The 12,633-nt window shown below is 67.6% G+C and carries 13 protein-coding genes; 12 read left to right on the top strand and 1 reads right to left on the bottom strand.

What is annotated here, in order from left to right:
- The first annotated feature begins 22 nt into the window (after positions 1-22).
- The 3 genes from C1925_RS20475 to xth all read left to right on the top strand — a co-directional run bounded on the left by C1925_RS20475 (position 23) and on the right by xth (position 4,145).
- Entirely contained in the window at positions 23-1,678 is a 1,656-nt protein-coding gene (locus C1925_RS20475; RefSeq protein WP_108770498.1) for an MFS transporter, read from the top strand.
- Between the two features lie 188 nt (positions 1,679-1,866).
- Positions 1,867-3,273, top strand: a complete 1,407-nt coding sequence (locus tag C1925_RS20470) for a coniferyl aldehyde dehydrogenase (protein ID WP_108770497.1) — start codon at positions 1,867-1,869, stop codon at positions 3,271-3,273.
- A gap of 104 nt (positions 3,274-3,377) precedes the next feature.
- Entirely contained in the window at positions 3,378-4,145 is a 768-nt protein-coding gene (xth, locus tag C1925_RS20465; RefSeq protein WP_108770496.1) for an exodeoxyribonuclease III, read from the top strand.
- 79 nt (positions 4,146-4,224) lie between these two features.
- On the opposite strand, the gene C1925_RS20460 is transcribed toward xth, so the two are convergent.
- Positions 4,225-4,476: a GlsB/YeaQ/YmgE family stress response membrane protein gene (locus C1925_RS20460; protein ID WP_108766857.1), complete on the bottom strand. Its 252-nt coding sequence runs from the start codon at positions 4,474-4,476 to the stop codon at positions 4,225-4,227.
- Between the two features lie 90 nt (positions 4,477-4,566).
- Between C1925_RS20460 and C1925_RS20455 the strand changes: the two genes are divergently transcribed.
- From C1925_RS20455 to C1925_RS20415, 9 genes are all read left to right on the top strand, one after another.
- Positions 4,567-5,166, top strand: a complete 600-nt coding sequence (locus tag C1925_RS20455; protein ID WP_108770495.1) for a 4'-phosphopantetheinyl transferase superfamily protein — start codon at positions 4,567-4,569, stop codon at positions 5,164-5,166.
- 52 nt (positions 5,167-5,218) lie between these two features.
- The gene (gene rsmG, locus C1925_RS20450) at positions 5,219-5,857 is read left to right on the top strand and encodes a 16S rRNA (guanine(527)-N(7))-methyltransferase RsmG (protein WP_108770494.1); all 639 of its coding nucleotides are present in this window, start codon (positions 5,219-5,221) and stop codon (positions 5,855-5,857) included.
- Between the two features lie 112 nt (positions 5,858-5,969).
- Positions 5,970-6,767: a ParA family protein gene (locus tag C1925_RS20445; RefSeq protein WP_108770493.1), complete on the top strand. Its 798-nt coding sequence runs from the start codon at positions 5,970-5,972 to the stop codon at positions 6,765-6,767.
- Positions 6,767-7,687: a ParB/RepB/Spo0J family partition protein gene (locus tag C1925_RS20440; protein ID WP_079224318.1), complete on the top strand. Its 921-nt coding sequence runs from the start codon at positions 6,767-6,769 to the stop codon at positions 7,685-7,687. The genes C1925_RS20445 and C1925_RS20440 overlap by 1 nt, the downstream gene beginning before the upstream one ends.
- Positions 7,688-7,772: 85 nt before the next feature.
- Positions 7,773-8,498 (top strand): suppressor of fused domain protein, encoded by a 726-nt coding sequence (locus C1925_RS20435; protein ID WP_108770492.1) that lies wholly within the window; start codon positions 7,773-7,775, stop codon positions 8,496-8,498.
- A gap of 45 nt (positions 8,499-8,543) precedes the next feature.
- Entirely contained in the window at positions 8,544-9,509 is a 966-nt protein-coding gene (locus tag C1925_RS20430; protein ID WP_108770491.1) for an NAD-dependent epimerase/dehydratase family protein, read from the top strand.
- Positions 9,510-9,599: 90 nt separating this feature from the next.
- Entirely contained in the window at positions 9,600-10,322 is a 723-nt protein-coding gene (locus C1925_RS20425; protein ID WP_108770490.1) for a glycosyltransferase family 2 protein, read from the top strand.
- Complete coding sequence (locus C1925_RS20420; protein WP_108760679.1) at positions 10,322-10,663, top strand: lipid-A-disaccharide synthase N-terminal domain-containing protein; 342 nt, start codon at positions 10,322-10,324, stop codon at positions 10,661-10,663. The genes C1925_RS20425 and C1925_RS20420 overlap by 1 nt, the downstream gene beginning before the upstream one ends.
- A gap of 187 nt (positions 10,664-10,850) precedes the next feature.
- Positions 10,851-12,620: a DUF885 family protein gene (locus tag C1925_RS20415; protein WP_108770489.1), complete on the top strand. Its 1,770-nt coding sequence runs from the start codon at positions 10,851-10,853 to the stop codon at positions 12,618-12,620.
- Positions 12,621-12,633 lie beyond the last annotated feature (13 nt).

Below are 12,633 nucleotides of genomic sequence, written 5' to 3'. Positions count from 1 at the left end.
TGCTTCGGAGGGGAAGCGTCCCATGTCAACAACACCTGCACCGGCGAAATCCGAACTCACCCAGGGACACAAGAAGGTCATCTTCGCGTCCAGCCTGGGTACCGTTTTCGAGTGGTATGACTTCTTCCTGTACGGCTCGCTTGCCGCGATCATCGCCAAGCAGTTCTTCAGTGGCGTCAACGAAACCACGGGCATGATCTTCGCCCTGCTGGCCTTCGCTGCCGGCTTCTTCGTGCGTCCGTTCGGTGCGGCCTTCTTCGGCAGCCTCGGCGACCGCATCGGCCGCAAGTACACCTTCCTGGTCACCATCCTCATCATGGGCATCTCGACCTTCCTGGTCGGCGTGCTGCCCAACTACGCCTCGATCGGTTTCGCCGCACCGGTGATCCTGATCGTGCTGCGCCTGGCCCAGGGCCTGGCGATGGGTGGTGAGTACGGTGGCGCGGCCACCTACGTGGCCGAACATGCCCCGGCAAACAAGCGCGGCCTGTACACCAGCTTCATCCAGTGCACCGCCACGCTCGGCCTGTTCATGTCGCTGCTGATCATCCTGGCCTGCCGCTACTTCCTGGGCAACGAAGCCTTCGAAGCCTGGGGCTGGCGCATTCCGTTCCTGGTCTCGATCGTGCTGCTGGGCATTTCGGTGTGGATCCGCCTGCAGCTGAGCGAATCGCCGCTGTTCCAGCAGATGAAGGCGGAAGGCAAGGGCTCCAAGACCCCGTTCCGTGACAGCCTGAAGGGCGGCAACCTGAAGCTGATGCTGCTGGTCCTGCTGGGTGCCGCAGCCGGCCAGGCCGTGGTCTGGTACGGCGGCCAGTTCTACGCGCTGTTCTTCCTGAGCAGCATGCTGAAGGTCGACGCCACCACCTCCTACCTGCTGATCGCCGCCGCGCTGGCGCTGGGCGTGCCGTTCTTCATCTTCTTCGGTTGGCTGTCCGACCGTATCGGCCGCAAGAAGATCATCCTGGCCGGCTGCCTGCTGGCTGCCGTCACCTACATCCCGATCTTCAAGGGCCTGACCCACTTCGCCAACCCGGCCATCGAAGAAGCGCGCAGCAACTCGCCGGCGCTGGTTGTGGCTGATCCGAGCACCTGCTCGTTCCAGTTCGATCCGGTCGGCCTGCGCAAGTTCACCAGCTCCTGCGACGTGGCGACCGCCGCGCTGACCAAGGCGGGCGTGCCGTATGACGTGCAGCCGGCCGCTGCCGGTTCGCTGGCCATGGTGAACGTGGGCAGCGCCAGCGTCACCTCGTACGAGGCCGCTGGCCTGACCAAGGAAGAAGGCAAGGCCAAGGCCGATGCTTTCGGTGCCGAACTGAAGGGTGCACTGACCACGGCGGGCTACCCGGCCAAGGCCGATGGCTCGCGCATCAACATCGCCGGCACGATCTTCATGCTGTGGCTGCTGGTGCTGTACGTGACCATGGTCTACGGCCCGATCGCCGCCTACCTGGTCGAACTGTTCCCGACCCGCATCCGCTACACCTCGATGTCGCTGCCGTACCACATCGGCAACGGCTGGTTCGGTGGCTTCCTGCCGGCGATCTCCTTCGCGCTGGTGGCTGGTACCGGCAACCTGTACTACGGCCTGTGGTACCCCATCATCATCGCGCTGATGTCGGTGGTGATCGGCGGCCTGTTCCTGCGTGAAACGAAGAACGTGGACATCACCAAGTAACCGGCGTGCCGACCAACGGTCGGCACCCACCGGGGTTTCAAGGGCCGCGGTGCAGACCGCGGCCTTTTCGTTTGGTAGTGCCGGCCGCTGGCCGGCAAACGCACGATGCCTGCCGGAGATCGATGAGGTTGCCGGCCAGCGGCCGGCACTACCGGTCACCTCACGTGCGCACGCCGTATAGTCGCGGAATGAGCCACTCAGCCGCCGACCTCCCCGCCATCCTGCACACCCTGCGCAGCGCCTGGCAGGCCCAGCGCCCTTCGCTTGACCAGCGCGACGCCGACCTGCGCCGCCTGCGCGAGGCGCTGCAGACGCGCATGGACGAAATGGCCCAGGCCATCGCCGAGGACTTCGGTCACCGCGCCCACGTCGAATCGAAGCTGGCCGATGGCATGAGCGTGCTGTCGGCCATCCACCACCTTCGCCGGCACCTGCGGCGCTGGTCGAAGCCGCAGCGGGCATCGGCCGGCTGGAAGCTGTGGCCGGCGCGCGCGCAGCTGCGGCCGACGCCGCTGGGCGTGGTCGGGGTGATCTCACCCTGGAACTACCCGGTCACCCTGGCGCTGGTGCCGCTGGTCACGGCCATCGCCGCGGGCAACCACGTGCTGCTGAAGCCTTCCGAACACACCCCGCGCACCAGCGCGTTCCTGGCCGATCTGCTGGCCAGCGTGTTCCCGCCCGATCGGGTGGCGGTGGTGCAGGGCGGGGCGGACGTAGCCGCGGCGGTGTCCTCGCTGCCGCTGGACCATCTGCTGTTTACCGGCTCGACGGCGGTGGGGCGCAAGGTGATGGCCGCCGCAGCCGAGCATCTGGTGCCGCTGACGCTGGAGCTGGGCGGCAAATCGCCGGCGATTGTCTGCCGCGATTTCCCGCTGGAAAAGGCCGCCGCGCGACTGGCCACCGGCAAGTGGTTCAACGCGGGCCAGACCTGCATCGCACCGGACTACGTGCTGATCGACACGGCGCGCCAGCGTGAGTTCGTGCAGGCGCTGCAGCAGCAGGTGCGCGAGCGCTATGGCGACTTCAGCGATGCCGGCGACTACACGCGCATCATCAACGAAGGCCAGTACCAGCGCCTGCAGGGTTACCTGGCGCAGGCACGCGAGCGCGGCGTGCCGGTGATTCCGCTGGCGCAGGTGGACCCCGCGCGCGCCGACCGCGAGCGCCTGCTGGTGCCGACCGTGGTGCTGGATCCGCCGGATGACCTGGACCTGATGCGTGAGGAGATCTTCGGGCCGATCCTGCCGGTGCGGGGTTACCCGGATCTGGAGGCGGCGCTGGCCGATGTGCTGTCGCGCGACCGGCCGCTGGCGCTGTACCCCTTCAGCCATGACACGGCGACGGTGGAGCGGATCCTCGGCCAGGTGGTTGCCGGTGGGGTGACGGTCAACGACACGCTGCTGCACTTCGCCGCCGACGGCCTGCCGTTTGGCGGGGTGGGGGCCAGTGGCATGGGCGCCTACCACGGCTGGGCCGGCTTCGATGCCATGAGCAAGCGGCTGCCGGTGCTGTGGCAGTCGCGCTGGGCGGCCAGTGACCGGCTGCGGCCGCCGTATTCGAAGATTGCGGGGTTGTTGAGGCTGCTGGTTCGGTGAAGCCACGCATGGCGTGGCTCTACTGACGGGATCTGCGCACGCGGGAGATTCACGCGCCAACCAAGGTTGGCGTCTACCAAAGCGGGGCCGGGTAGAATGGCCCCATGAAAATCGCCTCGTGGAACGTCAATTCGCTCAATGTCCGCCTGCCGCACCTGGAGCAGTGGCTCAAGGATTTCGGCCCGGACATCGTCGGTATCCAGGAAACCAAGCTGGAGGACCACAAGTTCCCCGATTCGGCGCTGATCGCCGCCGGTTACCGCAGCGTGTTCGCCGGCCAGAAGACCTACAACGGCGTGGCGCTGTTGTCGCGTGAGCCGGCGCAGGACGTGCAGATCGGCATCCCCGGCTTCGAGGACGAGCAGAAGCGCGTCATCGCCGGTACCTTCGGCGACCTGCGGGTGATCAACCTGTACGTGGTCAACGGCCAGGACGTCGGCACCGACAAGTACGAGTACAAGCTGCGCTGGCTGGAAGCGGTGCACGCCTGGATCGCGCAGGAACTGCAGCGCCATCCGAAGCTGATCGTGATGGGCGACTTCAACATCGCCCCGGACGTGCGCGACGTGCCCGACCCCGAGGTCTGGAACGAGAACCACATCCTGACCTCCACCGCCGAGCGCGGTGCGCTGCAGAAGCTGCTGCAGCTGGGCCTGCATGATGCGTTCCGCCTGCACAACGACGAGGCTGGCGTGTTCAGCTGGTGGGATTACCGCGCTGCCGGTTTCCGCCGCAACCTGGGCCTGCGCATCGACCTGACCCTGGTCTCCGATGCGCTGAAGGCCAGCGCGGTGGCCTCGGGCATCGACCGCGAGCCGCGCACCTGGGAACGCCCCAGCGACCATGCGCCGGCGTGGGTGCAGATCGGTTGAACCGGTAGCGCCGGGCCATGCCCGGCGAGCGCAGCGGCGGCAGGGAAACGCCGGGCATGGCCCGGCGCTACCGTTCAGATCACCGTATGCTCTTGCGGGTGAACAGGTTGACGATGGCCAGCAGGATCACCGCGCCGATCAGCGAGAACAGGAACGTGCGCAGGGTGATGGCATCGTTGATGCCGCCGCCGAACAGGAAGCCGGCAATCAGCGCGCCGACGATGCCCACCACGACGTTGAGGATGATGCCCTGCTGGGCGTCGCGACGCATGATGATGCTGGCCAGCCAGCCCACGATGCCGCCAACGATCAGCCAGATGATGATGCCCATGAACGTGACCTCTGGAAGGGGAAGGGACGGGGACCAGTTGACCCGCAGTGCCGTGAAACCGTCGTGCAATCCCGTGACGGGCGCGTGCGGATGAGCCTGCCAGCCACCCTCGACGGCCCCTGGCGCTTCGGCCCGGTGACGGTCTGGCGCTGCCCGCATGTGCCCGGCCAGCGCGGTGAGCCGCAGGCCCGGCAGGTGCTGGCGCAGGCGCTGGGCGGCGAACCCGACGCCCTGCCGCTGGTGCGCGACGACAAGGGCCGGCCGGAACTGGCCGGCGCGCTGGCCCACTTCGGCACCGGCTGGAGCCACAGCGGCGAGGTGCTGCTGGTGGCGCTGGGCGAGGGCGTGCGGCTGGGCGTGGACCTGGAACTGCTGCGCCCGCGCCCGCGGCTGCTGGAAATCATCCAGCGCTTCTTCCACCCCGACGAAGTGGCCTGGCTGCAAGGGCTGGCTGCCGACGAGCGCGAACACTGGTTCTTCCGCGTGTGGTGCGCCAAGGAAGCGCTGCTCAAGGCGCACGGCCAGGGCATCTCCTTCGGCCTGCACCGCCTGCAGCTGGCGCCCGGCGCCGATGGTGCCCTGCACCTGCGCTGGTGCGACGCCGAACTGGGCCAGGCCGAGCGCTGGCACCTGCACGAATGGCAGGCCAGCGGCCAGTTCCGCGCGGCATTGGCCTGGTATCCGCATTGAAGCGACGCACCGAAGCGGCGAACCGGCGGCCAAAACCGGCGATAATGACGGCATGAGCGAACACGATCTTCCCGCCGGCGTGGTCTCCACGCTGGAACAGGGCCTGGCCAGCATGGGCCTGGCGGCCGCATTGGCGCCGCCGCTGCTGCGCTACCTGGCGCTGCTGCACCGCTGGAACGGCACCTACAACCTCACCGCCATCCGCGATCCGCAGGAAATGGTCACCCGCCACCTGCTCGATTCGCTGGCGATGCAGCCGTTCGTGGCCGATGGCAGCCTGGCCGATCTCGGTACCGGCCCCGGGCTGCCGGGCATCCCGCTGGCCATCGCCTGCCCGGGCCTGCAGGTCACCCTGGTGGAGAGCAACGGCAAGAAGGCGCGCTTCATGCGCGAGGCCGTGCGCCAGCTGGGCCTGACCAATGCACGCGTGGCCGAGTCGCGCGCCGAGGCGCTGGACGAGGCCGGCCGCTACGACCAGCTGACCGCGCGCGCGATGGACACCCTGGCCGGCATCGTCCGCGTCGGTGGCCACCTGCTGCGCCCCGGTGGCGTGCTGCTGGCCATGAAGGGTGTCTACCCGCATGACGAGATCGCGGCCCTGCCGGCAGGCTGGCAGGTGCGCGAGGTGACCCCGCTGAGCGTGCCCGGCCTGGCCGGCGAACGCCATCTGGTCACCGTTACAGGCCCCTGAACCCCGCCGCCAGCCCTTTGCGAAACAACGGGTTGGCGATCCATGATTTCCGCACGGGGCCGGTTGTACGCATAATGACCGGTCCCAGCACACGTCGACGAGGCACACCCGCATGGCCCGCATCATCGCCATCGCCAACCAGAAGGGTGGCGTCGGCAAGACCACGACCGCCGTCAACCTGGCCGCTTCCCTGGCCAACGCACCCAAGCGCGTGCTGTTGGTCGACCTGGATTCGCAGGGCAACGCGACCATGGGCAGTGGCGTGGACAAGCGCGAGCTGGTCTCCTCCACCTACGATCTGCTGCTGGGCGAAGCCAAGGCAGCGGACGTGCGCGTGGCCACCGCCGAGGGCTACGACCTGCTGCCGGGCAACATCGACCTGACCGCGGCCGAGATCCAGCTGATGGCGCAGGAAGAGCGCGAGCAGCGCCTGAAGCGCGCGCTGGCGCCGATCCGTGACGAATACGACTACATCCTGATCGACTGCCCGCCGGCGCTGTCGCTGCTGACGCTCAACGCGCTGGCCGCCGCCGATTCGGTGCTGGTGCCCATGCAGTGCGAGTACTACGCGCTGGAAGGCCTGAGCGCGCTGGTGGAAACCATCGAAGCGCTGCGCACCAACCTCAACCCGGTGCTGGAGATCGAGGGCGTGCTGCGCACCATGTTCGACGTGCGCAACAACCTCGCCAACGCAGTGTCGGCCGAACTGACCGAGCACTTCGGTGACCGCGTGTTCCGCACCATCGTGCCGCGCAACGTGCGCCTGGCCGAGGCCCCCAGCCACGGCCAGAGCATCGTCGGCTACGACCGCGCCTCGCGCGGTGGCGTGGCCTACCTGGGCCTGGCCGGCGAGATCATCCGCCGCAACAACGAACGCAACAAGGCCGCCAAGGCCGTGGAGACCGCCTGATGACCAGCAAGCCTGCAGCCAAGAAGCGAGGCCTCGGCCGCGGACTGGACGCCCTGCTGGGCCCCAAGGGCGCAGCCAGCCAGGTGCAGGCCACCACTGCGGTCATCGAGCCCCTGCCGGGTGAAGTGCTGCGCAAGCTGGCCGTGGGCCAGCTGCAGCCGGGCAAGTACCAGCCGCGCCGCGAGATGGACGAAGGAAAGCTCTCCGAGCTGGCCGATTCGATCAAGTCGCAGGGCGTGATCCAGCCGATCCTGGTGCGCCAGCTGCCGGCGGGCAACTACGAAATCGTCGCCGGTGAGCGCCGCTGGCGTGCATCGCAGCTGGCCGGGCTGGACGAAGTGCCGGTGGTGGTGCGCGAGCTGGAAGACCGCACCGTCATCGCGATGGCGCTGATCGAGAACATCCAGCGCGAAGACCTCAACCCGCTGGAAGAAGCCGAAGCGCTGCAGCGCCTCATCAGCGAGTTCACCCTGACCCACGCCGAGGCCGCCGAGGCCGTCGGCCGCTCGCGCGCGGCGGTGTCCAACCTGCTGCGCCTGCTGGAACTGCCGGTGGCCATCCGCCTGCTGCTGGAAACCCGCCGCCTGGAAATGGGCCACGCCCGCGCGCTGCTGACCCTGGCCCCGGAACTGGCCGGCAAGCTGGCGCAGGAAGCGGCCGATGAAGGCTGGTCGGTGCGCGAGGTCGAGCGCCGTGCGCAGGCCTTCGCCGCCGGCAAGGTGCCGAGCAACCGTCCGGTGGCCACGCCGAAGGTGCAGCAGGCCGACATCGCCTCGCTGGAAACCGAGCTGTCCGAATCGCTGGGCACCAAGGTGGCCATCAACCACGGCCGCGGCGGCAAGGGCAAGCTGATCATCCATTACACCGATCTGGACACGCTGGACGGCGTGCTCGAAAAGCTGCGCACCCGCCAGGGTTGAGCGCGGCAGCGCTGCAGCAGCGCTCGGCAGGGAAACGCACACGCCGCGGGACGGCTTCGTGCCGCGGCTCATCCAGGGAGCAGGAATGAGCATGGACATCGACGACGTCAGCCCGGGCGGCAGCCCGATCCTGGTGCACAGCCGCGAGAAGAACTTCACCCCGGCCCAGGGTGAATCGCACATCGAGGCCATCAGCGCGCACATCGAGCGCCACCTGGGGCCGATCTCCGGCGTATTCCACGAAATCATCTCCGACCTCGTGCATATCGACGTGCACGTGGTGCCGGCCAGCGAGCCGTTTCCGTACCTGCGCCTGGTGACCTCGGGCATGAGCGACCTGCCGATGACCCTGCCCGAAGGTGCGCCCGGCTCGGCATACATGGAGCTGATGGTGACCCTGCCGGCCGACTGGCCGATCAGCGGTGATGCCTTCGAAGACGAGCGGAACTACTGGCCGGTGCGGTTGCTGAAGACGCTGGCACGGCTGCCGCACGAGTACGACACCTGGCTCGGCTTCGGCCACACCATTCCCAACGGCCACCCGGCCGAGCCCTACGCCCCGGGCGTGGGTTTCGATGGCGCCATCGTGCTGCCGCCGGTCACCGCGCCCGATGGCTTCGGCACGCTGCAGCTGGACGACGCCCGGACCATCGAGTTCATGTCCATCGTTGCCCTGTATCCGGAGGAGATGGACCTGAAGCTGAAGAAGGACGCCGAGGCCCTGCTGGATCGCTTCGATGCGAAGAGCATCCAGGACGTGATCGTGCCGGGTCGGGTAAACGTCGCCAGAAAGCGCTTCGGTTTCTTCTGAGACCGGTAACATCCACCGTCTGAACTTCGTTACAGAGTCTCTTCCATGACCATCCTGCTCACCGGCGCTGCCGGCTTCATCGGTGCCTACACCGCCCGCGCGCTGCTGGAGGCCGGCCAGGCCGTGGTCGGCCTGGACAACTTCAACGATTACTACGACCCGCAGATCAAGCGCGATCGCGTGGCTGCGCTGTGCCCGGGCCTGGACCTGCGCACCCTGGACCTGACCGACCAGCAGGGCCTGGCTGCGCTGTTCGATGAGGTGCAGCCGACGGCAGTGATCCACCTGGCCGCCCAGGCCGGCGTGCGTTACTCGCTGGAAAACCCGCATGCCTACGTCGACAGCAACCTGACCGGCTTCGTCAACATGCTCGAGCTGTGCCGCCACCGTGGCGTGCAGCACCTGGTGTATGCCTCCAGCAGCTCGGTGTATGGCGATTCGGCCACGCCGCCGTTCTCCGAGGACCAGCGCGTGGACCAGCCACGCTCGCTGTATGCGGCCACCAAGGCGGCCAACGAGCTGATGGCCTACACCTATGCGCAGCTGTACGGCCTGCATGCCACCGGCCTGCGCTTCTTCACCGTGTACGGCCCGTGGGGCCGGCCGGACATGGCGCCGCTGCTGTTCTCGCGCGCGGTGCTGGCCGGGCGGCCGATCGATGTGTTCAACGAAGGGCGCATGCAGCGCGATTTCACACATGTTTCCGACATCGTATCGGGCATCCTCGGCGCCCTCGCGAACCCCAGCACCGACGTGGTGCCGCACCGGGCGTTCAACCTCGGCAACCATACGCCGGTCGAGCTGGAGCGCTTCATCAGCGTGATCGAGCAGGCCGCCGGCCGCCCCGCGCAGAAGGTCTACAAGCCGATGCAGCCAGGCGACATGGTGCGCACGATGGCCGACACCCGGCGGGCCCATGACGCCTTCGGCTTTGATGCGGTCACCCCGATCGAGCAGGGCCTGCCGCCGGTCGTGCAGTGGTGTCGCGAGTATTTTGGCGATCGTGCCTGAGGAGTGACCCTCACGCAGCCGGATTCATCTTCGGATAACCTCGGCTTCGGAGAATGCGCGGTCTTTGTATCCCTGCTGGCCGAGTGACCCATGAGCCACCCCGAGCTTTCCGTTGTCGTCCCGGTGTTCAACGAGCGCGACAATGTCGCGCCCCTGGTCGGTGAGATCGTCGCCGCGCTGCGCGGCCATCTGCCGTTCGAGATCGTCTACGTGGACGACAACTCGCGCGATGACAGCCTGGCCGTGCTGCAGGGCCTGAAGGCCAGCACCCCGGAACTGCGCGTGCTGCACCATGTCAGCCAGAGCGGGCAGAGCACCGCCGTCCGCACCGGCGTGCGAAATGCCCGCGCGCCGTGGATCGCCACCCTCGATGGCGACGGCCAGAACGACCCAGCCGATATTCCGAAACTACTGGCTGCGCGGCAGAGCGCTGATGCGCAGGTGAAGCTGTTCGCCGGCTGGCGCGTCAACCGCCAGGACAGTGGCAGCAAGCGCTGGGCCAGCAAGTGGGCCAACGCGATCCGCGCGCGCATGCTGCGCGACGATACCCCCGACACCGGCTGCGGCATCAAGCTGTTCGAGCGCGAGGCCTTCCTCGACCTGCCGTACTTCGACCACATGCACCGCTACCTGCCGGCGCTGATGCAGCGCGCCGGCTGGAAGACCACCAGCGTGCCGGTCAACCACCGCCACCGTACCGCCGGCGTGTCCAAGTACAACAACCTGGGCCGCGCCCTGGTCGGCATCCGCGACCTGCGCGGCGTGGCGTGGCTGATCACCCGCAGCAAGCGCACTGCGGTGGAGGAGCGTTGATGGAGCTGCACTGGCTCGACCAGCCACTGACCTGGTTGTACTGGACCGGCCTGCACGTCACCGGCTGGAAGCTGATCGGCTACACCGGCGCACTGATGTTCGGCGGCCGCTGGCTGGTGCAGTTCGTGGCGTCCAAGCGTGCCGGCAAGCCGGTCATCCCGCGCCTGTTCTGGTACATGAGCGTGGTCGGCAGCCTGATGACCCTGAGCTACTTCCTGTTCTCGGCCAAGCAGGACTCGGTGGGCGTGCTGCAGAACCTGTTCCCGGCGTTCACCGCCCTGTACAGCCTGCACCTGGACATCCAGCACCGCGGCTGGAAGCGGGACAAGGCGAGCCATTGAGGCCAGGGGTCGGATCCCTTTCCGCAGGAAAGGGCTCTGACCCCGGCCGGATCCCGGCGCATCCACGCATGGCGTGGATCTACCGTATGTTCGTTGGTAGCGCCGGGAGCAGGCAGGACCTTCGTCCCATGCCTCGGGCCCTGCACGGTGCGATCATCGGGATCTGCCTTCCCGGGAACCTGTGCTCGTGAAAACCCGCCTCGCCGTAGCTCTGTTGATTGCCCTGTCCGCCCCCGCGGTCGCCCTGGCTGCGCCGCCGGCCGCCGCTCCGGCCAGCATGGCCGCCGAATCGGCCGCCGATGCCGCCTTCCGTGCGCTGTACGAGAAGGAGTGGAAGTGGCGCCAGGATGGCGGTGGCGAAGCCAGCGAGGACGAGGATGCGCCGGCCAACGCGACCCGCATGCCTGATGTCGGCCCGGCCGCGCAGCAGGCCCGCCTGAAGGTCTGGGACGAAACCCTGGCCGACCTGAAGAAGATCGACGTCAACGCCCTGTCGGCCGACAACCAGGTCAACTACGCGATCTACCGCGACCAGGTCTTCAACCTGGCCGAAGCCACGCGCCTGCGCACCTACGAGATGCCGTTCAATTCGGATTCCTCGTTCTGGTCCAACCTGTCCTTCATGGCCCGGCGCGAGATGAAGACCGCGCAGGACTACCGCAACTACATCGCCCGCCTGAACGACGTGCCGCGCTACTTCGGCCAGCAGACCGACAACATGCGCGCCGGCCTCAAGCGTGGTTTCAGCGTGCCGCGCGCGGTGCTGGACGGCCGCGAGGTCTCCATCGCCACCGTCGCCGAGCTGAAGGACCTGACGACCTCGCCGCTGTACGCGCCGTTCAAGAAGCTGCCCGCCAGCATCCCGGCCGCCGAACAGGCCGCCCTGCGCGAACAGGCCGCGGCGGCCATCAGCGGCAAGGTGGTGCCGGCCTTCCAGCAGCTGCGCACCTTCTTCGTCAGCGAATACGTGCCGCAGGCGCGCACCACCCTGGCCGCCGAGGCCATGCCGGGCGGCAAGGCCTTCTACAAGCAGCAGATCCACGAATACACCACGCTGGACCTGTCGCCGGATGAGATCCACCGCATCGGCCTGGGTGAGGTGGCGCGCATCCAGAAGGAGATGAACGACATCATCCAGCAGGTGCAGTTCAAGGGCAGCTTCGCCGAATTCCTCACCTTCCTGCGCACCGATCCGCAGTTCTACGCCAAGACGCCGGAAGAGCTGTTGTCGCGCGCTGCATGGATCTCCAAGCGCGCCGATGGCCAGCTCGGCCTGTTCATGACGCTGCCGCGTGCGCGCTTCACCATCGTGCCGGTGCCGCCGGACATCGCCCCGTTCTGGACCGCCGGTCGCGGTGGCATGGGCACCTACTGGGTCAACACCTACGACCTGCCGTCGCGCCCGCTGTACAACCTGCCGGCGCTGACCCTGCATGAGTCCGACCCGGGCCATGCGCTGCAGGGCGCGATCGCCTCCGAGCAGAAGGACCTGCCCGAATTCCGCCGCAACGCCTACATCTCCGCCTATGGCGAAGGCTGGGCGCTGTACTGCGAGAAGCTGGGCGTGGAAATGGGCATCTACGAAACCCCGTACGAGGATTTCGGCCGCCTGACCTACGAAATGTGGCGTGCCGCGCGCCTGGTCATCGACACCGGCGTGCACAGCAAGGGCTGGACCCGCGAGCAGGCCCTGGCCTACCTGCGCGACCACACCGCGCTGAGCGAGCATGAAGTGACCACCGAAGTGGATCGCTACATCTCCTGGCCGGGCCAGGCGCTGAGCTACAAGCTGGGCGAGATCGCCATCGTGCGCCTGCGCGCGCAGGCCGAGAAGGAACTGGGCGACAAGTTCGACATCAAGGGCTTCCACGATGTGATCCTGAAGCAGGGTTCGGTGCCGCTGCCGGTGCTGGAACAGCAGATCCAGGCGTACATCGCCGAGCGGAAGAAGGCCTGACCCTGGGCCCGGG

This window comes from Stenotrophomonas sp. SAU14A_NAIMI4_5, from assembly GCF_003086795.1.
Taxonomy (GTDB): domain Bacteria; phylum Pseudomonadota; class Gammaproteobacteria; order Xanthomonadales; family Xanthomonadaceae; genus Stenotrophomonas.
This window is presented reverse-complemented; position numbering and strand designations above follow the sequence as displayed.

Bases quoted from the DNA above. Each gene is read 5' to 3' on its own strand.
- C1925_RS20475 (WP_108770498.1), top strand. From the start codon at position 23: ATGTCAACAACACCTGCACCGGCGAAATCCGAACTCACCCAGGGACAC.
- C1925_RS20470 (WP_108770497.1), top strand. From the start codon at position 1,867: ATGAGCCACTCAGCCGCCGACCTCCCCGCCATCCTGCACACCCTGCGC.
- xth (WP_108770496.1), top strand. From the start codon at position 3,378: ATGAAAATCGCCTCGTGGAACGTCAATTCGCTCAATGTCCGCCTGCCG.
- C1925_RS20460 (WP_108766857.1), bottom strand. From the start codon at position 4,476: ATGGGCATCATCATCTGGCTGATCGTTGGCGGCATCGTGGGCTGGCTG.
- C1925_RS20455 (WP_108770495.1), top strand. From the start codon at position 4,567: ATGAGCCTGCCAGCCACCCTCGACGGCCCCTGGCGCTTCGGCCCGGTG.
- rsmG (WP_108770494.1), top strand. From the start codon at position 5,219: ATGAGCGAACACGATCTTCCCGCCGGCGTGGTCTCCACGCTGGAACAG.
- C1925_RS20445 (WP_108770493.1), top strand. From the start codon at position 5,970: ATGGCCCGCATCATCGCCATCGCCAACCAGAAGGGTGGCGTCGGCAAG.
- C1925_RS20440 (WP_079224318.1), top strand. From the start codon at position 6,767: ATGACCAGCAAGCCTGCAGCCAAGAAGCGAGGCCTCGGCCGCGGACTG.
- C1925_RS20435 (WP_108770492.1), top strand. From the start codon at position 7,773: ATGAGCATGGACATCGACGACGTCAGCCCGGGCGGCAGCCCGATCCTG.
- C1925_RS20430 (WP_108770491.1), top strand. From the start codon at position 8,544: ATGACCATCCTGCTCACCGGCGCTGCCGGCTTCATCGGTGCCTACACC.
- C1925_RS20425 (WP_108770490.1), top strand. From the start codon at position 9,600: ATGAGCCACCCCGAGCTTTCCGTTGTCGTCCCGGTGTTCAACGAGCGC.
- C1925_RS20420 (WP_108760679.1), top strand. From the start codon at position 10,322: ATGGAGCTGCACTGGCTCGACCAGCCACTGACCTGGTTGTACTGGACC.